The organism is Nocardiopsis sinuspersici (assembly GCF_001998325.1).
Lineage (GTDB): Bacteria > Actinomycetota > Actinomycetes > Streptosporangiales > Streptosporangiaceae > Nocardiopsis > Nocardiopsis sinuspersici.
In genome coordinates this window covers 5,754,252-5,777,102 of the sequence record NZ_MCOK01000001.1, presented here as the reverse complement: position 1 = coordinate 5,777,102, position 22,851 = coordinate 5,754,252, and the positions used below count along the sequence as shown (strand labels likewise).

22 protein-coding genes are annotated in these 22,851 nt (G+C 71.5%); 7 read left to right on the top strand and 15 right to left on the bottom strand.

Annotation, left to right across the window (positions count from 1 at the left end):
* Window positions 1-190: 190 nt before the first annotated feature.
* On the top strand, window positions 191-1,480 hold the full coding sequence (locus tag NOSIN_RS25035) for an NHL repeat-containing protein (RefSeq protein WP_077693080.1): 1,290 nt from the start codon (window positions 191-193) through the stop codon (window positions 1,478-1,480).
* A gap of 453 nt (window positions 1,481-1,933) precedes the next feature.
* Here NOSIN_RS25035 and NOSIN_RS25025 read toward each other — a convergent pair whose 3' ends face one another.
* A complete protein-coding gene (locus tag NOSIN_RS25025; protein WP_077693079.1) occupies window positions 1,934-2,191 on the bottom strand; it encodes a hypothetical protein in 258 nt (85 codons plus the stop codon).
* 149 nt (window positions 2,192-2,340) lie between these two features.
* Between NOSIN_RS25025 and NOSIN_RS25020 the strand changes: the two genes are divergently transcribed.
* Window positions 2,341-2,958: a winged helix-turn-helix domain-containing protein gene (locus NOSIN_RS25020; protein WP_143833004.1), complete on the top strand. Its 618-nt coding sequence runs from the start codon at window positions 2,341-2,343 to the stop codon at window positions 2,956-2,958.
* Window positions 2,955-4,193, top strand: coding sequence for an MFS transporter (locus tag NOSIN_RS25015; protein WP_077693077.1), 1,239 nt, complete (start codon window positions 2,955-2,957; stop codon window positions 4,191-4,193). The genes NOSIN_RS25020 and NOSIN_RS25015 overlap by 4 nt, the downstream gene beginning before the upstream one ends.
* 22 nt (window positions 4,194-4,215) lie before the next feature.
* Here the strand turns inward: NOSIN_RS25015 and NOSIN_RS25010 are convergent, their stop codons facing one another.
* Window positions 4,216-4,611, bottom strand: a complete 396-nt coding sequence (locus NOSIN_RS25010) for a DUF4229 domain-containing protein (protein ID WP_375539654.1) — start codon at window positions 4,609-4,611, stop codon at window positions 4,216-4,218.
* Window positions 4,612-5,084: 473 nt separating this feature from the next.
* On the opposite strand from NOSIN_RS25010, the gene NOSIN_RS25005 reads away from it, so the two are divergent.
* Window positions 5,085-5,285, top strand: a complete 201-nt coding sequence (locus NOSIN_RS25005) for a BldC family transcriptional regulator (protein WP_017535950.1) — start codon at window positions 5,085-5,087, stop codon at window positions 5,283-5,285.
* Window positions 5,286-5,453: 168 nt separating this feature from the next.
* The gene (locus NOSIN_RS25000) at window positions 5,454-5,810 is read left to right on the top strand and encodes a PLD nuclease N-terminal domain-containing protein (protein WP_077693075.1); all 357 of its coding nucleotides are present in this window, start codon (window positions 5,454-5,456) and stop codon (window positions 5,808-5,810) included.
* Window positions 5,811-5,954: 144 nt separating this feature from the next.
* On the opposite strand, the gene NOSIN_RS24995 is transcribed toward NOSIN_RS25000, so the two are convergent.
* A complete protein-coding gene (locus tag NOSIN_RS24995; RefSeq protein ID WP_077693074.1) occupies window positions 5,955-7,238 on the bottom strand; it encodes a pectate lyase family protein in 1,284 nt (427 codons plus the stop codon).
* 186 nt (window positions 7,239-7,424) lie between these two features.
* Here NOSIN_RS24995 and NOSIN_RS24990 point away from each other — a divergent pair, with 186 nt between their 5' ends.
* Window positions 7,425-8,414 carry a LacI family DNA-binding transcriptional regulator gene (locus tag NOSIN_RS24990; protein ID WP_077693073.1) on the top strand — a complete coding sequence of 330 codons (990 nt, stop codon included), beginning with the start codon at window positions 7,425-7,427 and terminating at the stop codon, window positions 8,412-8,414.
* Between the two features lie 232 nt (window positions 8,415-8,646).
* Here the strand turns inward: NOSIN_RS24990 and ccsB are convergent, their stop codons facing one another.
* From ccsB to NOSIN_RS24940, 9 genes are all read right to left on the bottom strand, one after another.
* Entirely contained in the window at window positions 8,647-9,657 is a 1,011-nt protein-coding gene (gene ccsB, locus NOSIN_RS24985; protein WP_077693072.1) for a c-type cytochrome biogenesis protein CcsB, read from the bottom strand.
* A 3-nt stretch (window positions 9,658-9,660) separates the two neighbouring features.
* Window positions 9,661-11,319: a cytochrome c biogenesis protein ResB gene (gene resB, locus NOSIN_RS24980; protein ID WP_077693071.1), complete on the bottom strand. Its 1,659-nt coding sequence runs from the start codon at window positions 11,317-11,319 to the stop codon at window positions 9,661-9,663.
* Entirely contained in the window at window positions 11,319-12,137 is an 819-nt protein-coding gene (locus NOSIN_RS24975; protein ID WP_077693070.1) for a cytochrome c biogenesis CcdA family protein, read from the bottom strand. The genes resB and NOSIN_RS24975 overlap by 1 nt, the downstream gene beginning before the upstream one ends.
* Window positions 12,137-12,898: a TlpA family protein disulfide reductase gene (locus tag NOSIN_RS24970; protein ID WP_227014595.1), complete on the bottom strand. Its 762-nt coding sequence runs from the start codon at window positions 12,896-12,898 to the stop codon at window positions 12,137-12,139. The genes NOSIN_RS24975 and NOSIN_RS24970 overlap by 1 nt, the downstream gene beginning before the upstream one ends.
* Before the next feature lie 252 nt (window positions 12,899-13,150).
* Window positions 13,151-13,354: a helix-turn-helix domain-containing protein gene (locus NOSIN_RS24965; RefSeq protein WP_013155995.1), complete on the bottom strand. Its 204-nt coding sequence runs from the start codon at window positions 13,352-13,354 to the stop codon at window positions 13,151-13,153.
* A 252-nt stretch (window positions 13,355-13,606) separates the two neighbouring features.
* Window positions 13,607-14,404 carry a phosphatase gene (locus tag NOSIN_RS24960; RefSeq protein WP_077693069.1) on the bottom strand — a complete coding sequence of 266 codons (798 nt, stop codon included), beginning with the start codon at window positions 14,402-14,404 and terminating at the stop codon, window positions 13,607-13,609.
* Window positions 14,405-14,662: 258 nt separating this feature from the next.
* Window positions 14,663-15,823, bottom strand: a complete 1,161-nt coding sequence (locus NOSIN_RS24955; protein ID WP_077693068.1) for an acetoin utilization protein AcuC — start codon at window positions 15,821-15,823, stop codon at window positions 14,663-14,665.
* A 193-nt stretch (window positions 15,824-16,016) separates the two neighbouring features.
* Window positions 16,017-17,579, bottom strand: a complete 1,563-nt coding sequence (locus NOSIN_RS24950) for a DUF1109 domain-containing protein (protein WP_227014619.1) — start codon at window positions 17,577-17,579, stop codon at window positions 16,017-16,019.
* A gap of 578 nt (window positions 17,580-18,157) precedes the next feature.
* Window positions 18,158-18,754: a TetR/AcrR family transcriptional regulator gene (locus tag NOSIN_RS24940; protein WP_077693066.1), complete on the bottom strand. Its 597-nt coding sequence runs from the start codon at window positions 18,752-18,754 to the stop codon at window positions 18,158-18,160.
* 177 nt (window positions 18,755-18,931) lie between these two features.
* Here NOSIN_RS24940 and NOSIN_RS24935 point away from each other — a divergent pair, with 177 nt between their 5' ends.
* The gene (locus tag NOSIN_RS24935) at window positions 18,932-19,891 is read left to right on the top strand and encodes an alpha/beta hydrolase family protein (RefSeq protein ID WP_077693065.1); all 960 of its coding nucleotides are present in this window, start codon (window positions 18,932-18,934) and stop codon (window positions 19,889-19,891) included.
* 53 nt (window positions 19,892-19,944) lie between these two features.
* Here the strand turns inward: NOSIN_RS24935 and proC are convergent, their stop codons facing one another.
* From proC to NOSIN_RS24920, 3 genes are all read right to left on the bottom strand, one after another.
* Window positions 19,945-20,739, bottom strand: coding sequence for a pyrroline-5-carboxylate reductase (gene proC / locus NOSIN_RS24930; protein ID WP_077693064.1), 795 nt, complete (start codon window positions 20,737-20,739; stop codon window positions 19,945-19,947).
* Between the two features lie 79 nt (window positions 20,740-20,818).
* The gene (locus tag NOSIN_RS24925; protein WP_077693063.1) at window positions 20,819-21,763 is read right to left on the bottom strand and encodes a sugar phosphate isomerase/epimerase family protein; all 945 of its coding nucleotides are present in this window, start codon (window positions 21,761-21,763) and stop codon (window positions 20,819-20,821) included.
* A gap of 277 nt (window positions 21,764-22,040) precedes the next feature.
* Window positions 22,041-22,649 carry a C40 family peptidase gene (locus tag NOSIN_RS24920; protein WP_077693062.1) on the bottom strand — a complete coding sequence of 203 codons (609 nt, stop codon included), beginning with the start codon at window positions 22,647-22,649 and terminating at the stop codon, window positions 22,041-22,043.
* Window positions 22,650-22,851: the final 202 nt, after the last annotated feature.

Here is a 22,851-nt window from a genome sequence, read left to right as displayed (position 1 = left end):
GGAGCCGCTCCGGCTCCCGTCCCCGGCCTCCGGCCTCCCGGGCCCTCCGGCGAGGGAACCGCGAACGGCCACGACAAGGCCCGATACTCACCGTGATTATGTTGCGACTCTTTGCAAGAATATGGTCACGCTCCGAACAGGCCAGTTCTCCAGCGCGCCCGTACGACCGCACGACCAGGAAGAGTCCTCCGTGAAATCCAGCCGCCCGTTCCTCGCCCTGACCATGGGCACGATGCTCCTGCTCCCCGTCGGAGCCGCGACGGCCGCGTCCGCGGCACCGACCGCGCCGGCGGCACCTCCGGCGGACCACTCCCGCGTGGTCGGCGAGCAACCCGTGCGGTGGACGCCGCACGTCCTGGACGGAGCGGTCAAGGACATCCTGCGGATCGGCGACACCGTCGTCGTCGCCGGGAGCTTCTCACGGGTCGCCGAGGCCGGAGGCGGACGCACCCACGACCTCCACCACCTGTTCGCGTTCGAGCACGGCACCGGTCGGATCCTCCGGGGGTTCTCGCCGAACGTGGACGGCACCGTCACCTCGCTGGCCCCCGGGCCCGGCCGGACGGTGATCATCGGCGGCGAGTTCGACTCCGTCGACGGCCGCGACTCGGAAGGGCTGGCCCGCCTGTCGCTCCGTGACGGCCGGGCCGCGTTCTGGTTCCGCGCCTCCCTCGACGGGGGCACCGCCCACCGCGTCGCCAGCGACGGCGAGCACCTGTACGTGGGAGGCGACTTCACCGGGGTCAACGGCGTGGAACGCACCGCGCTGGCCCGTCTCGACGCGCGGACCGGCGCGGTGGACGAGGAGTTCGCTCCGCGCGTGTCCGACCCGCGCAGGAGCGTCCTCAAGGTGCAGGAACTGGCGCTGAGCCCGGACGGGCGGCGACTGGTCGTCAACGGCACTTTCACGAAGGTGGACGGGCACGACCGCTACCAGATCGCCATGATCGACACCGCCGACGGCTCGGTCACCCCGTGGTCCACGTCGGCCTACGCGGCGGACTGCGACTACTCGCTGATGCAGACCTACATGCGGCAGATGGACTTCTCCCCCGACGGCTCGTACTTCGCCGTGGTGACCGCGGGCGGGCCGAAGGTCAAGCCGGGCCTGTGCAAGTCCGCGGCGCGCTTCGAGAACACCGACACCCCCGACTCCGAGCCCACCTGGAGCAACAAGACCGGTGGCGACTCGCTGTACTCGGTGGAGATCACCTCGTCGGCGGTGTACGTGGGCGGGCACCAGCGCTGGATGGACAACCCCGAGGGCGCGCTCAACCCCGGACCCGGTTCGGTGGCGCGCGAGGGCATCGCGGCGGTGGACCCGGAGACCGGCAAGGCCCTGCCCTGGAACCCCGGCCGCACGCGCGGGCACGGCGCGGAGGCCCTGCACGCCACCTCCGGCGGGCTGTACGTGGGCAGCGACACCGAGCGCCTGGCCGGCGAGTACCACGCCCGCCTGGGGATGTTCCCGCTCTCCTGAGGCCGGGGCGGATCAGGCCGCGGGGTGCGCGAGCGCGCCCCCCGCGGCCGCGGTGCCCGGACTCGTCCGTTCCGCTGAGCGACTGCTGGACGCGCTGGGGTGAGAGGCCGACGACGTCCGCCATGGCCCGCTGTGTGAGACCCGCCTTCCGCAGGGTCTCCAGCGCCCGGGCCCGACTGCGGTCGCGCTCGTCTTGGGACCGCCGGAACTCCTCCTCCGCCACGAGGTACTGGAGGACTTCCTCGGTCGCGTCCTCACCGCCGGACTCGTAACGCCAGGTGATCGTGAAGTCCTCGGGATCGCTGCCCGCCAGACCGGCGATGAACTCCGGCGCCTCGTCCTCGATCTCGGAGAAGTGCGGATAGTCGGCCACTCCCGCGACGTTCTCCGGCAGGCCGTCGATGGTGACGGCCCACAGGTCTTCGTCCCGGATGACGGTCACGGTGTAGCCGGTCACGACTTCTCCATCCACTTCTCTCCGAACGGATGCTCCAGGCTGTCTTCGATACCTTGCGGCACGGTCCGGCCCAGCCCCCTGGGATGGTCCGTGAGGCCGAAGCAACCGGTCGTTTCCCCGTCGGCGCCGACGACGTAGTGCTTGTGCGAACCCTCCCACCGGCCCTTGAGCTCCTCCACACGCAAGCCGTTCTTCCGCGCCATCCGGCGCACCAGGGCGAGTAGGACCCGCGCCCTCGTCCGCTTGTCGACCATGGGTCGAAAGCCGGCCCCTGGCCGGGCAGGCATCCAGCGAACTAGACCATCCTGCCTACGACCTCGTCGGTCAAGGATTGCCGGAACCAACCAAGACTCCTTGGCCAACGACCCTTGGCCAAGAAGCCTTGGGCATCTACGGTGACGTCATGAACGACGACACCTCCCGCGACACCGGCGTTCCCGACCCTTTCGCGAAGGCCGCCACCCTCGACGCGCGCTCCCTCCGGGGACTGGCCCATCCCCTGCGCATACGCATCCTCAACCTCCTCCAGGACCGGGGCCCCGCCACCGGCAAGACCGTGTCGGAGTGGGTGGACACCTCCTCGGCCTCGGCCAGCTACCACCTGCGCCGGCTCGCGGCCCACGGGTTCATCGAGGAGGACCCGGACATGGGCACCTCGCGGGAGCGCTGGTGGCGCGCCCGGCACGAGGGCTTCCGCTTCCCCGAACACCTGGACACCGAAGAACCCGAGCTGAGCACCGCCGTGCGCATGGCCCTGGCCGTCGGCTGGAGCGAGCGGCTGGCCGCGGCGGTCAACATGTGGGCGGTCCAGCCCGAGGGCTGGCGCGAGGCCCAGGTCATGTCCGGGCGGCGCACCGAGCTCACGCTGGAGGAGTTCGCCGCCTTCCGTGAGGAGGTCCGCGCGCTCTTCGACCGCTACGCGCGCGAGGGCGAGGCCCCCGGGAGCCGCCCGGTGCACATCCAGCTCGCCGCCTTCCCCGACCCGGAGGACCGGGGCTCCGACGGGGAGGGGAGGACGTGAGGGGCGTCGCGGGCCTGGTCACGGCCGAGGCGCTCTGCTACACCGCCACCCGGGTGGCGATGATCGCCATCCCCTGGTTCGTGCTGGAGAGCACCGGCAGCCCGGTGTCCATGGGGCTGGTGGCCTTCTTCGAGATCGGCTCCTACACCCTGGCGCGGCTGTTCGGCGGGCCCCTTCTCGACCGGGCGGGCCAGCGCGCGGTGAGCGTGCGCGCCGACCTCGTCGCCGCCGGCGCGGTGGCCTGTGTCCCGCTGCTGTACTCCGCCGGGCTGCTGCCCTTCCCCGTGCTCCTGGCGCTGGTGACCCTGGTCGGCCTGGCCACCGGGCCCGCGGAGGCCGCCAAGGTGTCCATGGCGCCGGCCGTCGCCGAACGCACCGGCACCCGCGTCGAGCGGGTCACCGGGCTCACCGGCACCGTGGACCGGCTCTCCATGACCGTCGGCCCGGTTCTCGCGGGCGGGTTCGTTTCCCTGGCCGGACCGCTTCCGGCCCTGTACGCGAACGCCGTCCTGCTGGTCGCGGCGGCGGCGACCCTGGCCGCCACCCAGCCCCGGGACCGGCCCGCACCGGGGACGGACCCCGAGGCCGGATCGGGCTACCTGGTCCGGCTGCGCACCGGGTGGAGGGTGATCTGGACCGACACCACCCTGCGCGCCCTGGTGGTCATGCTCGCGGTCACCAACATGATCGACATGTCCGTGACGTCGGTGCTGCTGCCGGTGTGGGTGCGGGAGAACGGCATGGGACCGGCGGTCGTCGGCCTCATGGGCGGAGTGCTGGGCGCGGCGTCCGTGGCCGGCTCGCTCGTGGCCACGGCGGTCGGGCACCTGCTGCCCCGGCGGGCGGTGTTCTTCGCGGGGCTGGTGGTCGCGGGACCGCCCCGCCTGCTGGTGCTGGCGCTGGACGTGCCGCTGTGGGCGGTCCTGGCCGTGTGGGGCCTGTGCGGGCTCGGCGGCGGCGTGCTCAACCCGATCCTGAGCACGGTCCTCTTCGAGCGCCTGCCCCGCCACGTCGTGGGGCGGGGAACCGCGATGATCGGCGCGCTGACCCGTGTGGCGGCCCCGCTCGGCGCCCCCGTGGTGGGCGCGGCGCTGGGCCTGGCCGGAGCGGCGCCCGTCCTGGTGGCGTGCGCGGCCCTCTACCTGGTCGCGGTCCTGGCTCCGCTGGCCGGCCGCGCGGTCGGCGGACTCGACGCACCCGAGCCCGACCCCGGTCGGGCGCAGACCCCCGGGTGAGGCGGTCCGGGGGCGTGTCCGGTCAGGACTTCCGGGCCGCCGCCGGCGCGCCGGGGTCCTGCTTCTCCGCGTCGGTGGGCGCACCGTCGTCCGCACGCGCTTCGCCGTCCCCGTCCCTCGCGCCGTCCGCGCCCCTCGTGTCCGCCTCGGCGGCGGGGGCCTCGTCGGCCTCCCGGACGTGCTCCTCCTGGAGGGCGTCCTCACGGGCGGCGGCCTCCGCCAGACGGGCGCGGCGGTTCTCCATCCGCCGCACCGCGCTGATGGAGACCTGGTCCCGCAGCTTGGACAGCAGGACGTAGGAGGCCAGTCCACTGATCAGCCAGGCGAGGAGGATCGCGACCAACGAACGGGCGCCGAAAAGATAGACCACTCCGAAGGCCACCGCGAACAGTCCCAGACGGGCAGCGGTATAGGTCAACAAGCTACGCATCCAAAAGCCTCACAACAGATGATTACCTGGACTAGATTGGTCGCTACGCCCATCGATGACACGGGACGACCGGCCATACCCGCGGTCCGCGCCGTCCGCGGCCCCGACCGGGGTCGGGCGGGTGGCGTCCCACGTGCTCTTATCTCCAGGTTAAGGGCGTGCCCGGTACGACGGGCATCGGGGCGGCGTGTCGTTCTCCGCACAGGTGAACGGAATCCGCACAGGTGAACGGAATCCGCACAGGCGAACAGGACGTACGCGGGCTCGATTCACACAGTCATGGGATGTTTCCAATCCCGACAGCAGGGCCTGAACATTACGTTCCGGTCACATATCCCGTACTCCTCCCCCCAACACCGCAATTTCTCCGAAAACTAGGGAGGAAACGGACCAACTCATGCACACTAGGGGATCAAACGCCCGCCGCCCCCACAGTCCGAGGCGGGCACGATTGGGGGAACGTGAAGGTGGAACGAGCAAGCGAACGCCTGTTGACCCCCGGGGAAGTGGCCTCACTCTTCCGGGTTGATCCCAAGACCGTGACGCGCTGGGCCGCCTCCGGGCGGATCAGCAGCATCCGCACTCCGGGCGGACACCGCCGCTTCCGCGAGTCCGAGGTGCGCGCCCTACTTCTCGGCGAGCCGAGTGAGAGCACCCCCTGAGAACGGGTACCACCCTGAACGGGTATCGCCCTGGGAGCAGATCCGGGCCGGCACTCCTGGGGCGGGGCGGCGACCCGACCGCTACGGCCGCGCTCCGCACGCGGCCGCAGGCGGCCCGGCCAGGTGTGCCGACCGTGAGGAGTGGACAGCAAGAGTTAGGCTGGAACCATGGTGTGGCTTGGTGGCCTGATCACGCTCGTATCGATCGTTCTCTGGGTGTACGCGTTCTTCGACGCGCTCACCACCCCTTCCCACGAGGTGCGTAATCTGCCGAAGATCCTCTGGGTGGTCGTTATCGTGCTGTTCATGCCCGTCGGCTCGATCCTGTGGCTCTTTCTCGGCCGTCCACGCGAGACGGCCGCCGTCGAGGGGTTCGCGTCCGCCCCGGCTCGGGACGCCTCCTCGGTCGACGACCTCGACCCGTCCGACTTCGCCGAGCCCTCGGGGAGCCCGCATCCGCTCGGACCGGATGACGACCCCGAGTTCCTGAGACGCCTCGACCGGCGCATAGATCCGGACGAGTGACCGCACCGGCACGCTGACGACACAGCGGTGGGGCCGCGCCCGAACAGGGGCGCGGCCCCACCGCTTTCCTCTCCCGTCCCCGCGGACCCGCCCCGGGTCCGCCGCCGGGCCCGCCTCCCTGTGCGGACCCGGCTCGGGGCCGCCTCAGAGCCGTCCGGCGCCCACCTTGCGCGGCAGTCCGCGGATCGCGTGCACCGGCTCCACGCGCGTGGAGAACTCCGGCGTCCAGGTCCGCTCGGTGCCCAGCGCCCGGCCCGGGTCGGCCTCGTTGTGGGCCTCGACCAGGTCGACCCCGGTGATGCGTCCGCGGCCGTCCCTCATCAGCGCGTTGCCGTGCTCCACGATGTCGGTACCGCCCCAGTTGCCGATGATCTCCTCGGCGCCGATGCCGTCACGCATGTCGAACAGGTTGTTCTCCGCGTAGAGCTGCGACTCGAAGCCCACGCCCAGGCTGTACTGGTACATGCCGGTGGCCACCGTGTAGTGGTTGTTGTAGACGTGCACCTGTCCGTAGCGCACGCGCGGGGCGCGCTGGCCCAGCCCGTCGAAGTGGTTGTGGTGGAAGGTGACCCGCAGGAGCCCGCGGTCGGTGGTCCGGCCGTCGCTGTTACCGACCAGGATGGCCTTGTCGCGGTCAGCGAAGCGGTTGTAGGACACCGTCACCAGGTCGCTCGCCCGCACGACGTCGAGCAGGCCGTCGTGCACCTCGTACCTGCGCCCGAAGCGCTCAGGCAGCTCCGAACCCGGGTTGTCGCCGTCGTCGAACGTGTTGTGGTCGATCCACACGTTCGTGGACCCGGAGACCTCCAGGTGGTCGTACTCGGAGTTCCAGTTGCCCTCGCCGCCGTCGCCCGGATCCCATCCGGGGAAGCAGTCGTACGTGTCGGAGAGGGTCAGGTTCCTGAGGATGACGTTCTCCTGGTTGACCACCCGGATGCTCATCCCGGTGATCTCGGCGTCGTCGCCGGCGCCCACCACGGTCGTGTTGGAGCCGACCTCCACCCGGACCCGCTCCGCCTGTGCGTCGGCCGACGCCTCCCGGGCCTCCTCCAGCGGTCCGCTCGGCTCCTCCCAACCCCACACGTCGGGGTCGTACGCGGCCAGGTAGTCCTCCAGCGTGTAGCCGCCCACCGCGTAGTCCTCGCACGACAGGGGCGTGCCGTCCGGCGCCGAGTTGGCGTCGATCGTGCCCTCGACGTGGACGATCTTCGGCTCGTCGCCGCTCACCGCCTCGCGGAACTCCTCCGCCGTGGAGACGCGGAAGACGTTCTCGGGAGAGGCCTGCGACCCTCCCGTGGTCCCGGCGCCGGCCGAGCCCCAGCCGTCACCCTCGGGCAGGACCTGCCTGCCCGTGTCGGGTGCGGCCTGGGCGGGTGTCACGGCGGTCATCACCAGCGCCGCGCTCAGAGGGAGTACGAGCCTTCTCATGGTCCTGCTCCTCAGGGGGGAAACTGCAAACGGTTGCATGAACATCTCCCACCACGCCGATCCGCGTCAACCCTTCCCCTCAGGGAAAACCAGGGAAAACCAGGCACCAAACAACAAACCACTCAGTAGCGGACCACAACCGGTTGCCGTTAGTCTCTCTCCATACCAACGCAAAGGAGGCCACGGGTGGCCGTGACCATCAAGGACGTCGCCCACGCGAGCGGCGTCCACGTCTCCACCGTCTCCCGGACCTTCTCCGCGGCGCACCTGGTCAACCCCGAGACACGCGCCCGCGTCGTCGCCGCGGCCAACGCCCTGGGCTACCGCCCCAACCGCGCCGCCCGCGCCCTGTCCACCCGCCGTACCGGCAACCTGGGACTGATCGTCGCCGACATCGCCAACCCCTTCTTCCCGCCCCTCATCAAGGCCGCCCAGGCACACGCGCGCAGAAGCGACCACCACGTGTTCGTCGCCGACACCGACGAACAGGTCCGCGCGGAGGAGGAGCTGATCCGCTCCATGGCCACCCAGGTCGACGGCGCCCTGCTGGTCGCCCCGCGCCTGAGCAACCGCCTGATCGCCGAACTCAGCGCCGACGTGCCCTTCGTCGTCGTCAACCGGCAGCCCGCGAACCTGCCAGCCGTCCTCATGGACGTGGCCTCGGGCGCCCGGCAGGCCCTGGAACACCTCGTCTCCCTCGGCCACCGCGAGATCGCCCTGCTCACCGGCCCCCGCGCCTCCTGGACCAACCAGCGACTGGAGCGGGCGGCCACCGACGCCGCCGAGCACCACGGGTTGCGCCTGCACCGCCTCGGCCCCAACCAGCCCACAGAGGGAGGCGGAGCCGGTGCCGCCCCCGGCGTACTCGCCAGCGGGGCCACCGCCGTCCTCGCCTACAACGACCTGGTCGCCCTCGGCCTCCTACAGGAGCTCCGCGGCCGGGGCCTGGCGGTCCCCGGCGACCTCAGCGTCATCGGCGTGGACAACACCCACACCGCCCGCCACTGCGGCCTCACCACGATCGACATGCCCACCGCCGCGGCCGGACGCGCCGCCATCGACCTGCTGCTGCGCCGCATCACCAGCGAGGACGCCCCCGGCACGGTCACCCTGGACACCCGCCTGGTGGTGCGCGGATCCACCGCGCCCCCGGCGGACGGGTTCCAGGGGCCCTAGGTCCTTGTTCGGTGGACTGGGTCCTGTGCTACCAGGGGTGGTGGCGAGGGCGCCGACGGGGTTCTGGAGGTCCCGCAGGTGTGCCCGTGAGGTACGAGCGGGCGCACCGCAGGGGCCGAAGGTTCCCGTGCCTGCGGCGCCCGAGCACGAGGCGAAGCGCAGCGCAGCCTCAAGGAAACACGTCGCGGGTGTGACGTGCGGGACTCCTCCGCCTCCCGGGCGGGTACTCCCGTCAGGCGTAGGAGTGCAGGCCGCTGAACATGTAGTTCACCGCGAAGAAGTTGAACAGGATGGTCACGAAGCCCAGCACGTTGATCCAGGTCGCCTTGGGGCCGCGCCAGCCGCCGGTGGCGCGGGCGTGCAGGTAGGCCGCGTAGATCACCCAGGAGATGAACGACCAGACCTCCTTGGGGTCCCAGCCCCAGAAGCGGCCCCATGCCTCGTCGGCCCAGATGGAACCGGCGATGATGGCGAAGGTCCACAGCGGGAAGGCGAAGAGGATGAACCGGTGGGAGATGCGGTCGAGCAGCTCGGGGCTGGGCAGGCGGCCGGCGATACCGGCGACCTTCTCGCCCAGGGCGCGCCTGGCCTCGGCACGGTGCGAGACCAGGTAGGTGACGCCGGCGGAGCCCGAGACCATGAACGCCCCGCCCGCGATGATGGCCGCGGTCACGTGGATCGGCACCCAGTAGGAGTGCAGGGCCGGGATCAGCGGACCCGGTTCCACGTACAGCCACCGGACGCCGACGCCCAGCAGGATCAGCACCGGAACCAGCACGAAGGCGCCGAGGAAGCGGGCCTGGAAGCGGAGGGACGCGTACAGCAGCCCGCCCACGGCGACCAGGCACAGGGCCACGACGAACTCGAACATGTTGCCCCACGGCCACCGGTCGGCGGCCAGGCCGCGGCTGACGATCTGCGCCACGCCCGTGAGGAAACCGAACCCCGTCACGCCTAGGGCGATCCCGCCCAGCACGCTCCGGGGGGCCTTCGCCTCGCCCTCGGCGGTGCGGACGTTCACCTCGATGCCGTCGTCCTCCGTGCCGTCGCCCTCGGGGCCCCCGTCGGCGCCGGCGCGGACCGGCATGAGCCGACCGGCCCTGAGCCTGGTGCGTTCTCCGTAGGCGGCCTCGATGGCGAAGAGGAACAGGGCCACCGCGTACGTGACGATCATGACGATGATCAGCGAGTCACTGGCTGACGCCATCGCCTCGTCCATCGTTGCGGCGAACGTGTACGTCACCGGTCACTCCCTCGTTGTCGTCGACTCTGGCGGGTCGGTTGGTGTGTCGGTCTCTGCTCCGGCGGAGGTGCCCTCCGGGTTCGGGGACCCGTCGTCCGAGCCGCTCCGGAGCCGTTCGGCGAGTGTCTTGGTGAGCTCGTGGAACTCGGCGTTGTTCCCGGCGACCTCGGTCTTGCCGAGACCGGCCAGCTCCACCCGGGTACGGCCGTCCTCGCCCGGCACCGCGCGCACCCACACGCGGCGGGGGCGGACGAACAGGGTGATGACCAGGCCGAGCACGGCCAGGGAGGCCGCGGTCAGCGCGGGCAGCCGGGCACCGTCCCGGTTGGCCTGGAGGCTGATGTACTCGCTGTAGCCCGAGAAGGTGATCGACCCGGCGCCGTCCGGCAGCTCCCAGGTGTCACCGATCTCCATCACGGGCGAGCCGCCGAGCTCATCCATTCCGCTGGTGTTCAACTGGTAGACCGACTGCGGGCCGACCAGCCCCAGGTCGCCCTGGTAGCCCTCCAGCGTGACCCGCGGGTTCCTCGCCCCGGGGAAGTCGGAGACCAGTTCGCCGCCCTCGGTCTCCGTGGCGCTGGGCAGGAACACGCCCACGAAGCCCAGTGCCTCGCCACCGGTGTCGGGCACCTTGACGACGCCGTCGGAGGTGAAGGTCCTGGTCTCGCGGTGCAGGAACGGGACCGCCTGGTCGAAGACCACGTCCCCGTCGGCGTTGCGCACCTCGAACTCCGGCGCGTACCCGTGGCCGAGCAGGTAGACCTGCACCCCGTCCACGGTCAGCGGGTGGTTGACCTCCAGCCGGTGCCGGGCCTCCTCCGAGCCCGGGGACCTCACGTAGGTGATGTCGGCGACGTAGGACTCGGCTTGGCCGCGCAGGTCGCCCTCCTCGATGAAGGAGGCCTCGAAGTCGTCCAGGTGGAGGCTGAACGGCTCCAGGTCGCCCGTGTCCGTCCAGTGGCCGGGGTAGAAGGCGTCGTAGGAGGTCAGGGTGTTGGCGAACCCCTGCTCCTCCACCAGCAGCATGTTGCCCCGGTAGCCGAAGAAGGCCCCGGCGGCCAGGGCCAGCAGCAGGCCGAGCAGTGCCAGGTGGAACAGCACGTTCCCCGCCTCGCGCAGGTACCCGGTCTCGCTGGAGAGGGAGTCCCCGTACCTCTCGGTCCGGTAGCCCCTGAGGATCCCTCGGGCCTGCTCCAGGACCGTCTCGGGGGCGGCGTCCGTCGTGAACCTCGCCGTGTACGGCATGCGGCCCAGGTTGCGGGGTGTGCGGACCGGCCTGGCCCGCACCGCGCGGGCGTGCGCGATCGCGCGCGGGATCACGCAGCCCGCCAGGGAGACGAACAGCAGCAGGTAGATCGCCGCGTACCAGGGCGAGGAGAACACGTCGAAGAGGTAGAACCGGTCCAGCCAGGGGGCCAGCTCCGGGTGCTCCTGGAAGTAGGCGTTCACCTCGTCGACGCTCACCACGTTCTGCGGCAGGAACGAGCCGGGGATGGCGCCGACCGCCAGCAGGAACAGCAGGATCAGGGCGGTGCGCATCGAGGTGAGGGTCCGCCAGGTCCAGCGCAGCCAGCCGATCGGGCCCAGCCCCACGGGCCGGTTCGCGGAGCCGGTCTCCCCGGCCTCGGCGCGGGCGGCGTCGTCGTTCGTGGTCGTGCTCATCAGATCACCGTCTGGAAGTCGGCGGCCCATCCCTGCATGGCGATGGTCAGTTGCGTCCACAGCCCGGTCACCATCGCCAGGCCGACCAGGACGAGCATGGCCCCGCCGGCCACGGTGACCGCGCGGGTGCGGCGCTTGAGCCAGCCGAAGGCGCCCAGGGCGCGCCGGTACAGGAGCGAGGCGAGGACGAAGGGCAGGCCCAGCCCGACACAGTAGACCAGGGACAGCAGCATGCCGCGTCCCGCGCCGCCCTCGACGAAGGCGAGGGTCTGCACGGCGGCCAGGGTCGGCCCGATGCACGGGGTCCAGCCGAGGCCGAAGAGGACGCCGAGCAGGGGCGCCCCCGCCAGTCCGGCGCGGGGCAGCCGGTGGAAGCGGAACTCGCGGCCGAAGCCCGGCACGAGGCCCATGAAGGCGAGGCCGAGGACGACGGTGAGGACTCCGAGTACCCGGGTGATGGGCTCGGTGTGGTCCATGAGGACCTCGCCGAGCCAGCCGACGAAGCCGCCGACGGCGACGAACACGAGGGTGAACCCGGCGATGAAGAGGACGCTGCCGGTGACCATGGTCCAGCGGCGGGAGGCCAGTTCGGCGTCGGCTTGGGCGACGGTCGCCGTGGCGGTCCCGCCCCCCGCGCCGTCGGCCCCGGCGGCGCGCTCGCGCATGTGGGCGCCGCTCATGCCGGTCACGTAGGACAGGTAGCCGGGCACGAGCGGGAGAACGCACGGGGAGAGGAAGGAGACGAGCCCGGCGGCCAGGGCCAGCGGGACCGCGGCGAGCAGGGAGCCCGTGAGGACGGTGGTGCCGATCGCGCCCATCAGCGGCCGTCCCCGGAGGACTCGCCCTCGGCGTCCTCCTGGGGAGGGGCCTCGGACGGGTCGCCGGAGGGGTCTCCACCGGTCGCCTCGGCCTCCTCGGCCGCCTCGGCTTCCTGCTCCGCGACCCTGGGGCGCTCCTCCGGGTCGCCGAAGCCGGACTCGACCACCAGCGGGTTGAGCAGTTCGGTCAACTGGCCGTAGGTGGTCGGGCCGATGACGCGTGCGGCGATGCGGCCCTCGGGGTCGATGACGAGCGTGCTGGGGATGGACCTCGGCGGGACGGTGTCGCGGAAGGCCTGCGGTACCTTGCCGGGCTGGTCGTACAGGCTCGGGTAGGCGACGTCCTTGCTGTCGACGTAGGACCGGGCGGCGGTCTCGTCGTCCTTGATGTTCACGCCGAGGAAGTCCACGCCCAGGTCGGCGTACTCGGTGTGGACCTCGTCCAGGACGGGCTGCTCGGTGCGGCAGGGGCCGCACCAGCTCGCCCAGACGTTGAGGACGAGGATGCCGCCCTCGTAGTCGCCGAGGGAGATCTCGTCCCCGTCGAGGCTGGTCCCCGTGACCTCGGGCGCCTCGACGCGGTCGGCCGCCTCGAAGGAGGTGGCGCTGCCGTCCCCGGAGACGAAGCGGCTGTCCTCGTCACTGGCCTGGATCTCGTTGCCCCCGGCGCATCCGGTCAGGGCGAGTGCGACGGCGAGTGCGCTCGCCGCCAGGCGCGGCACGGCACGGCGTCGGCGCGCACCGGTGCTGTTGCTGGGCATCGAGGGACCTCGCGAACGGGGTGTGAACAGGGCGGACTACAACAACGACAAAGTGTAGTAGATGCCCTGGCCGCCGTCTCGCCGCCCCGGCACAAGCGTCGACGCGGGTGGCCGGCCCCGTACGGCGGGGCGTGTGGCGGGAGGAGCCCCGGAGAGGGGGAGGAGGGGGTGGGGGCGATGGCCCTGAGGGCACCGCCCCCCGCGTTGTGGCTGACCGGAGGCTGGGGGCAGCCCCGGTCGGCCCGGCCCGGATCAACCAGCCTCGACGAAAGCCTCGCGAAGGTAGTCGTGTACGGCCCGCTCGGGGACCCGGTAGGAACGCCCCACGCGAATCGCGGGGAGAACTCCCGAGTGCACCATTCGGTAAACGGTCATCTTGGACACACGCATGATCGTGGCGACCTCCGCCACCGTCAAGAACCTGACCTCTTCGAGAGGCGGCTTGCTCCCGTTCATCTTCCGACGCCCTCATTCCCGGACGTGAGCATTGTCTACCGTTCAGCCCGGCGTGGTGCACGGCGGGAAGGACGACCCCGGTGTGCCCGTCCCAACGCCACGCCAGCGTGTCGTGCTTTCACTACTGACACGTCCGTTTTCAGGGTAGAGCCGAGTCCCCTCCAGCGAAAGGCCGTTCGTACTGTCTTCGCCGATATGCGTTGATGGCGGGGCGGTTGAGGTTTAACGCTGGGTATAAATGGTGCTCCCCTGTCACAACAGACCGGCCCGAGCGAGAACGTACTGGCGTAGCGGCGCATAGTCCTCGGTCAGATATCCGTCGTCCAAAGGCACGGTGACCAGTAGTTTTCCCTCGGACTCGGCAAGGAACAGCGCGGGGTCGTTGCAGTCGGCGAAGCCCACCGTGGGCACCCCCGCCTCCCCTGCCGCACCCGCGAACCCGTGATCCGCGATGACCAACTGCGGCCACGCCTCACCGCGGTCCGCGAGGTCGGCCAGGATGGCACGCATGGCGAAGGGGTGGTGGCTGTGGCGCGCGAGGTGTCCGTCCGTGACGATCGCGACATCGTCCTCCCAGACAACGATCCGGCGGTTCGGAGGACGTTCTGTGGTCACCTCGTAGGAGTAACCGCCTCCCGCGGTGACGACCGGGCAGCCGCGTTCGGCGAGGGCGTCCTTCCAGGCCCGGTAGGTCTCGCGGAGGTTGCGGGGGTGGCCGGTGGCGAACATGACCCGCTCCCGGCGTTCGGCGGCCAGGGCCATCCGGTCGGCGAGGCCCTCCAGGGCGTCGATGGTCAGGTCGGGGTCGATCGTGTCGATCCCCCACACGTACTCCTCGTCGGAGACCACTCCGCAGCGCTTGCTCATGAGGGCCAGGACCTCGGGGTAGGTCCAGTCGTGGGCGAACGTGAGGCCGAACTGGTGGTAGGGGTCCTTCTGGACGAGCCGCCGGTAGTGCCGAAGGTTGTTCTGGCGTGGGGTGTCGACGTGTCCGGCGATCCCCGTGCGCACCAGATAGGTGATGAGTTCAGCGCGTGTCGGCGGCGTCACCTGGTGTTCCCCTTCCTCGTCTGCGCAGCGAGCGTGCGCCACGCCGTGCTGCCACCACGACGCCTGCTCCTGTTCGCCCGGTATTCAACCTCTGTCCTACCCGCTCGGGGCGCGTCACGCGCGGGTACCCCGGAATTCGCGCCGGTCGACACCGGGGTGTTACGGAAGGGTCCGCGCCGCCGGTTCCGGTGCGGGAGAAGGGGACGGGGACGCGGTCCGGGGCCGCCGGAGGCACCGCCGCGTCCCTCCTCCACTCCGCTACAGGCTCGGGTCGATGCCGTGGCTGGGGAAGACCGCGGTACGGGTCGCGTGGATGGCGCGGTCGACCGGGTCGCCGGGGTCGTAGCCGTTCTCGAAGGGTTCGAAGGACACGTCGCGTCCGTCGGTCATGTACAGCGGCGCCAGTTCCCCGGTGCGCCGGCGCACGAAGTCGCGCCAGCTCTGCGGGGTCTCGGTGTCGGGGTGGATCGGGTGCCCGGCGGCCTCGCCCAGCAGGTGGGTCCAGGCGCGCGGGACGACGTGCACCAGACCGTACCCGCCGCCGCCGAACAGCAGCCACCGGCCGCCGGCGGTCTTCTGGGCGAGCTTGTGCAGCTCGGTGTAGGCCCGGCGCTGGCCGTCCACGCTCAGTGTGAGGTTGGCGAGCGGGTCCAGGGCGTGGGTGTCGCAGCCCTGCTGGGTGACTAGTATCTCCGGCTGGAACTCGTGCAGCAGCGGCGGCACGACGGCGTCGAAGGCGCGGTGCCAGCCCGTGTCGCCGGTCCCCGCCGGGAGGGCGACGTTGACCGCGTAGCCCTCGGCGTCCGGCCCGCCGGTCTCCGAGGCCTGGCCGGTGCCGGGGAACAGGGTCGCCGGCGACTCGTGGAGACTGATGGTGAGTACGCGCGGGTCGTTGTAGAAGGCCTTCTGGACACCGTCCCCGTGGTGGACGTCCACGTCCACGTAGGCGATCCGCTTGGCCCCCTGCTCCAGCAGCCAGGCGATGGCCAGGGCGGGGTCGTTGTAGACGCAGAAGCCCCACGCGTTGCCGCGCATGGCGTGGTGCAGGCCGCCCGCGATGTTGGCGGCGTGCGCGCACTCGCCGGACCACACGGCCCGGGCCGCGGCCACGGACGCGCCGGAGATGAGCGCGGAGGCGTCGTGCATGTTCTTGAAGACGGGGTTGTCCGGGGTGCCCAGCATGTGGGCATCGTCGGGCTCCATGGTGCGGCCCGCGCGTTTGACCGCCTCGATGTAGGCGGGGTCGTGCACCAGGGCCAGCAGTTCGTCCGAGGCCGGCTCGACGTCGAGCAGACCGACTCCCGCCGCGTCCAGGACACCGAGATCGCGGCTGAGCGCCATGGTCAGCTCGACGCGGACCGGCGCCATCGGATGCTGGGGTCCGAAGTCGTAGGCGGTGAGTCCGTCATCCCATGCCACCCGAAGCGAGCAGGACGTGCGTCCTCCCATGTGGTGACCCCCGTTTCAGGTGTGCGTGCTCCGAAGCACACAGTACGCAAAACCGGACGGCGACCCGAACCCCGGGGTGGCACGTCGACCCGCGGGACCGGGGCCGTGGCGGGGCCGCCGGGCCCGGCGCGGGGTCCCTCCCGCGCCGGGCCCGGGTACCCGGCTACTCCTCGGTGACGTAGTAGCAGGACTCGTGCTTGTCGCCCGCCTTGAAGTCGACGTTGCCGTGCAGGGGCGCCGCGAAGAGCGAGTCGTTGGAGGTGAGCAGCACCCGGTACTCGCCCGGCTTGAGCTCCAGCTTCATCACCTCGCCCTTCTCGAAGCAGGAGTTGCCCGTGGGCGGCGAGCTGTAGGCCTCGCAGTCCTCGCACGCGGGGGTGAGGATCTCGTCGTGTACCTTGCCCGGCCCGACGTAGAGGAACCGCATCTCGTACGGCGAGTTGTTGGTGATCTCCAGAACGGTCTTGTCGTTGCCGGAACTGCCCGTGGGGGTCGGGGAGAACTCGACCTCGCCGATGGCGGTCATGGTGTCCATCTCGGACTCGATGCGGCCGGCCCCGATGTGGACGACCATCTTCTCGACGTCCTCGGCCTCGTGGTCGGGGTACTCCGCCTTCAGGAGGTCGACCATCTCCTCGGCCGGCGCGAAGCCGCCCTCCTCGACGTGCTCCCAACCGCACTTGAGCGCGGCGTTCGGGCGTTCGGCGGCCATGCGCTCGGCGACCTCGGGGACGGTGTCCCAGGCCAGGTCGGAGAACATCTCGATCTGGTCGAAGCCCGCGCACCAGTTCTCGGCGGCGTACTGGCTGGTCCCGGTCTCGTACAGCTCGGTGAGCGCGTCGGGCACGCTCCCGGCCGCCTCGGTGCCCTCGTAGTCCACGGGGATCACGCTGTAGATCTCGTGGGCCTTGCGCATGTTCGCGCGGTAGTCCTCGGTGACCTCGCCGCCGAAGTCCTCCTCGGCCGTGGACACCAGGTTGGCGGCGTAGGAGAGGTGGATGCCGGCGACCTCGCCGTCGGTGTCCTCCCAGCGGGAGGCGGGGTGCTCGAAGTAGGAGCCGTAGGAGCTCAGGGCCTGCTCGTACTCCTCGGCGGCCACGTCGGCCTGGGCCTGCTCCAGCAGGGCACAGGCCTCGGCGCCCGACCGGGCCCGCTCCATGAGCGACGGGGAGAAGGAGAGCTGAAAGAGGTCCTCCACGCTCCCGTAGGCGTCGACGGCCTCGGTCTCACCGCACTCGCCGCGGGCGTGGGCGGCGTCGGCCACACGCAGCCGCCACTCACCCGCCTGCCACACGCCGGTGAGGGAGGCGAGCAGGGCGACCACCAGGCCTCCGGCGACGAGGAGGGGCATCACGCCCCTGCCCGGCTGCTCTCCCCGGTTGAGGGCGTGCTCGTCCCGGGAGCGCCCGGCGAAGAGGCCGTGCACGGCGGCGGCGACGAACCATGCGGCGAAGACCGCCACCCAGAGCAGGACGTTGTCGGCGGCGCCGATGACGGCGGCGGTGACCAGCAGGCCGACGGTGATGATGAGCGCCGCGGCGAAGAAGGGCCACTGGCGCAGGTAGAAGTATCCGGCGCCCATCCCGGAGGCGTTGAGCAGCGAGGCACGCACCGCCGAGGGCGAGGAGAACAGGCCCAGCCTGCGCGGCTTCGGGGGCGGGGGCGGGGGCGGACCGCCGAACTGGCCCGGGGGCATCCCGCCCGGAGGAGGGCCGTTCGGAGGCATTCCCCCCGGAGGCATTCCTCCCGGAGGGGGGCCGTTCGGAGGCATTCCGCCGGGGGGCGGACCGCCTGGAGGCATACCTCCGGGTGGAGGTCCGCCCGGGGGCATCCCGCCCCGGGGAGGGCCGTTCGGAGGCATCCCGCCGGAGGGCGGGCCGCCGGGGGGCGGGCCGCCGGGGGGCGGGCCCGGCACACCGCCGGCGTACATCCCTCCGGAGGGGGTCCCGCCGTAGGGGGCTCCTCCGGTCGGGCCGGCGCCGGTCTGGCCGTGGGGCGCACCGCCTGCGGGCGTACCGCCGTGGGGGTTCGCCTCGGGAGGAGTTCCGCCGGGGGGCGTGCCGCCCGACTGCGGGGAGCCCTCACCCTGCGACGGGGACGGATCGGACGGAGGAGGGGATGAAGTCATGGAGGACCCTGGGTTCGGCGACGGGGGAGACCCCGTACCGCACGGGGCCGAAAGGGGCGCGTACACCCTTTACCTATGCACATTACCCATGTGGGCCGACGCGTTCCCCCGTGGGGCGGACCGCTTCCGGCCATCTTCGGGCCCGGCGATCCTCCTGGTCCCGCCCCTCGCCGGCGTCAGGACGGCCGCGGCCGCCGTAGCCCCCGGAGGAGCAGTTCGACCAGCCGGCGGGGGTCGTAGCGGGGATCGTCGTCACGTCCGGCGCAGAGGTTGCCGATGCCGCGCATCAGTTCGTAGGCGTGCGTACCGGGCCTGGCCTCGCCGGCGTCGACCGCCGCGTCGAGCAACCGCGCGCAGACGGGCACCAGGCGGTCGAGGAAGTAGGCGTGCAGTGCCTCGAAGCCGCCGCTGTCCGACTGCATCGCATTGGCGAGTCCGTGCTTCGTGACCAGGAAGTCGACGAAGAGGTCGACCCACTGGCGGAGTGCCCCGAACGGAGAGTCCGCCTCGGCCAGCAGGGTCGGCCCGGCCTCGGCGCAGGCCTCGACCTGGTGGCGGTAGACGGCGACGACCAGGTCCGCCCGGGTCGGGAAGTGGCGGTAGATCGTCCCCGTCCCGACGCCCGCCCGGGCCGCGATCTCGCGGATCGGCGCGTCGACTCCGGAGGCGGTGAACACCGCGGCGGCGGCGGCGAGCAGCTTCTCCTGGTTGCGCCGCGCGTCGGCCCGCCTGCCTCGGGCGGGCTTCTCCCCGGACTCGCCTGTAGTGGGCACCACGCTCTCCTTCCGACGGCGCTTGACAAAGCGGAACATTGTTCCGCATGCTAAGAGGAACAGCGATCCGCTTTTCAGTCTAGCCGAGGCGGACTGAGGCGGGACGCTTCCGAACGCCTCGCCCGCCGCCGACCGCATGGGACCGGCGGCAGAGGCCATCGAAGGGAAACACGCGTCATGAGCGAACCGACCGGCACGGCCGACACCCTCGGCCCGCCCGTTCCCGTCCTCTCGGTCAGTCCGGTGGTGCTGTCGGCTCCCGACCGGGCCGTGGACCTCCGGGTCCGGGTCTCCGCGCCCGTGACCGGGAGCGAACTGCCGATCCTTCTCCTCTCACACGGCCAGGGCCACTCGAACCACCTCTCCTCGCTGAACGGCTACGCCCCGCTCGTCGACTTCTGGGCGGCACACGGCTTCGTCGTGATCCAGCCCACCCACCTGAGCTCGACCTCGCTGAACCTGGACTCCGACGCCCCTGACGCGCCGATGCACTGGCGGTCGCGGGCCGAGGACATGACACGCGTCCTCGACCGGCTCGACGAGGTCGAGGCCGCCGTTCCACAGCTCCTCGGGCGACTGGACCGGGACAGGGTCGCCGTGGCCGGGCACTCGATGGGCGGGCACACCGCGAGCCTGCTGCTGGGAGCCCGGCTCACCGATCCGCACGACGGAACGGAGGTGGACTTGGCCGAGCCCCGGATCAGGGCGGGTGTACTGCTCGCCACGACCGGCGGAGGGGGCGACGCCCTCACCGGGTTCGTGGCCGAGAACTACCCCTTCCTCCTGACCAGCGACTTCTCCGGGATGAGGACGCCCGCGCTCGTGGTCGCCGGCGACAAGGACGCCTCCGCCCACCTGACGGTCCGGGGACCGGAGTGGCACGCCGACCCGTACTTCCTCTCCCCGGGCCCCAAGTCCCTGCTCACCCTGTTCGGCGCGGAGCACGGGCTCGGCGGGATCTCCGGATACGACGTCGCCGAGACCACGGACGAGAGCCCCGAGCGGGTGTCGGCGGTACAGCGGCTCACCTGGGCCTACCTCCGCACCGAGCTCTATCCCGGGGACCCCGCCTGGCGGGAGGCGCGTGAGGCACTGGCGTCCGACCCGCACCCGCTCGGCCGGGTCGAGTCCAGGTAGGCCGGGGAAGCGCCGCCGCCCAGCGGCACAGGACCGGGTCCACCGGACGGGGCCTAGTCTCCCGAGAGCGCGTTGCTCCGGTCGCGGGCCGCCTCGATGGCGTCGGTGAAGGCCGTGCGCACACCGTGCCGCTCCAGCTCGCGCAGTGCGGCGGCGGTGGTGCCGCCCGGCGAGGTGACGGCCTCGCGCAGCACCACGGGATGCTCCCCCGAGTCGGTGAGCATGGCGGCGGCGCCCGTGATGGTCTGGCCGACCAGCCTCTGCGCGGTGGCGCGCGGCATCCCCATCGCCACACCGGCCTCGATCATCGTCTCGGCGATGAAGTAGAAGTAGGCGGGGCCGCTGCCGGAGATGGCGGTGACGGTGTCCATGTGCTGCTCGCCCACGCGGACCACCTCGCCGACCGTGCCCAGGAGCGCCTCGGCGCGGTCCAGGTGGGCCCCGCCGGTGTGCGCGCCGCCCGCGACGGCGGTCATGCCCCGCCCCATGAGCGCGGGGGTGTTGGGCATCGCGCGGACCACGGGCGTGCCGGTGGGCAGGTGGCCCTCCAGCACGGCGGTGGTGATCCCGGCGGCGACCGAGATCACGAGGTGCGCGGGCGACAGGTACGGTGCCAGCTCGTCCAGCAGCGACACCATGTCCTGGGGCTTGAGGGCGAGCAGCAGCGTGTCGGCGCGCTTGGCCGCGTCCGCGGCCGTGACGACCTCGACGCCGTAGCGCCCGCGCAGCTCCTCGGCGTGGTCCTCACGCGGCTCGGTGACGAGCACGTCCTGTGGCGCGTGGCCCTTGGCCAGCATTCCGGCGAGCAGCGCCTCGCCCATCTTCCCGGCACCGATGATCGCGATCATGAGGGTTCCTTCCTGCGGATACCCCCACGCTAGCCGCATCCGCGGCTCCGGGTGGACGGTCGTCCCACTCCGTGGACACTCAGTCCGAGTCCGGGTCGACTGCGCCCTTGTCGTCGGCGGTCCCCCCGGTGTCCACGGCGAAACGGCGCGGCGGCTCGTCCGGGGCGCGGCGCAGCAGCGCCACGCGCTCACGCCGGTCGCGGGGACGGTCCCCGTGGCCGGTGGTCCGGGCGAAGTGCAGCCGGGTGAAGGCCAGCGCCTCGGCCAGCTCGCGCATGCGCGCCTGGCGGTCGGGGGCCTTGCGGGTGCTGACCTCCAGGACCAGCTGGCCCTCGTAGCCGCCCCCGGCGAGGTACTCCAGGAGCTCGCCGACGGGTTGGCGTCCGCGCCCGGGGATGAGGTGTTCGTCGAGGTTCTGGCCCCCGAAACCGTCGGCGACGTGGACGTGGGAGAGGCGGTCGCCCAGGCGCTTGGCCATGTCCATGGCGTCGGAGCCGGACATGGCGGTGTGCGACAGGTCGAGCGTGACGTCGGGGTAGTCCCGGTCCAGCGGGTTCCAGCTCGGCGCGTAGGGGACGACCTCGCGGTCGCGCACGCGTACCGGGTACATGTTCTCCACCGCGAAGACGACGTCGGTCTCGTCCTGCATGCGGGCGATACCGGTCTCGAACTCGCGGGCGTACTCGCGCTGCCAGCGGAAGGCGGGGTGGACCACGATGGTCTTGGCGCCCAGGGCCTCGGCCATCTCCTGGGAGCGGACGAGCTTGCCCCAGGGCTCCCTGCCCCACACACGCTGGGTGAGGACCAGGCAGGGCGCGTGGACTGCGGTGACGGGCATCTGGTGGTAGTCCGAGAGGCGCCTCAGGAGTTCGACGTCCTGGCTTGCCGGATCGGAGGAGACGAGTACCTCCACGCCGTCGTACCCCAGCTTCGCGGCGATCTCGAAGGCGGCCGGGGTCTTCTCCGGGTAGACCGACGCCGACGACAGGACGACGGGCGCGTCTGGGACCTGGATAGGGCTCACGGGACACAGACTATGTGCTCCCGCCCCTCGGGTGTGTACCGCCCGCGTGAACGCGGCGTGCCGTTCCCGTGCGCGGGGCCGCCCGCCCGTGGACGGGCGGGCGGCCCGGAGAACATCTGTGTGTCGGACGGGGCGGCCCGGCGCCGCCCTCGCGTGGACCGGTCCGCGGTGAAGGCGGTACCGAGCACCTGGCACAGGGGTGCTTGTCAGAGTCGGCCGGGTTCACTCCCCGGGGCGTGTGGGCGGCCGTCAGCGCGCTGCGCGAGGCCTGCCCGTCTCACAGGCGGACCGCGCCGCCGAGGTTGTAGTGGTGGACGTCCCGCTCACGGACGTGGTCCCCCGAGCGGGGCGCGTCGATCATGCGGCCGTCACCGAGGTAGATGGCGACGTGGTAGGCGTATCCGCCGCTGTTGGCCCAGTAGAGGAGGTCTCCCCTGCGGGCCTCGGAGTAGGGGATCCGGGTTCCGGCCCTGGACTGGTCGTGGGCGATGCGGGGCAGTCCCACCCCGGCCTGCTGGTAGGCCCACTGCACGAGGCCGGAGCAGTCGAAGCCTCTGGGGCTCTCCCCTCCCCAGACGTAGGGGGTGCCCTTCTGCGACTCGGCGGCGTCGATGGCCCTCTCCGCCTTCGGCGCGGAGAGCGCCTGGTGGACGCGCCGGGAACCGTCGGATGCCTGCTCGGCGGCCGACAGGTGCTGTACCGGCCGCAGCGGCTGGACGGGCTGGGCGAGGGCGGGCGCCGAACCGGCGGCCAGGGCGGCCGCGGTGAGCGCGGCGACGGCGATCGCTCGCGGTCCGCTCCGCCGTGTGGGAACGGGCGAGGCCTGCCGCCCCGGGTCCGTGGGACGGCAGGCCTGCGTTTGCTCGTAGTGTCGCTGTATTCGCATGACGGTGGTTCTCCACATTCGGTAGGCGCGTCGCGGCGCCCACGCCACTGTGGCGTGAATCCCTCCGCCGCGACGTCCTCACCATTCGTCACACAATCAACACAGAAAGTCACTCTCTGTAGTGCGATCGACCGCCAAAGAAGGCAAAGAGTCCTTGACCTTTGCGGGATAAAACGGTCGAGAACGGGTCAATCTGACTCGC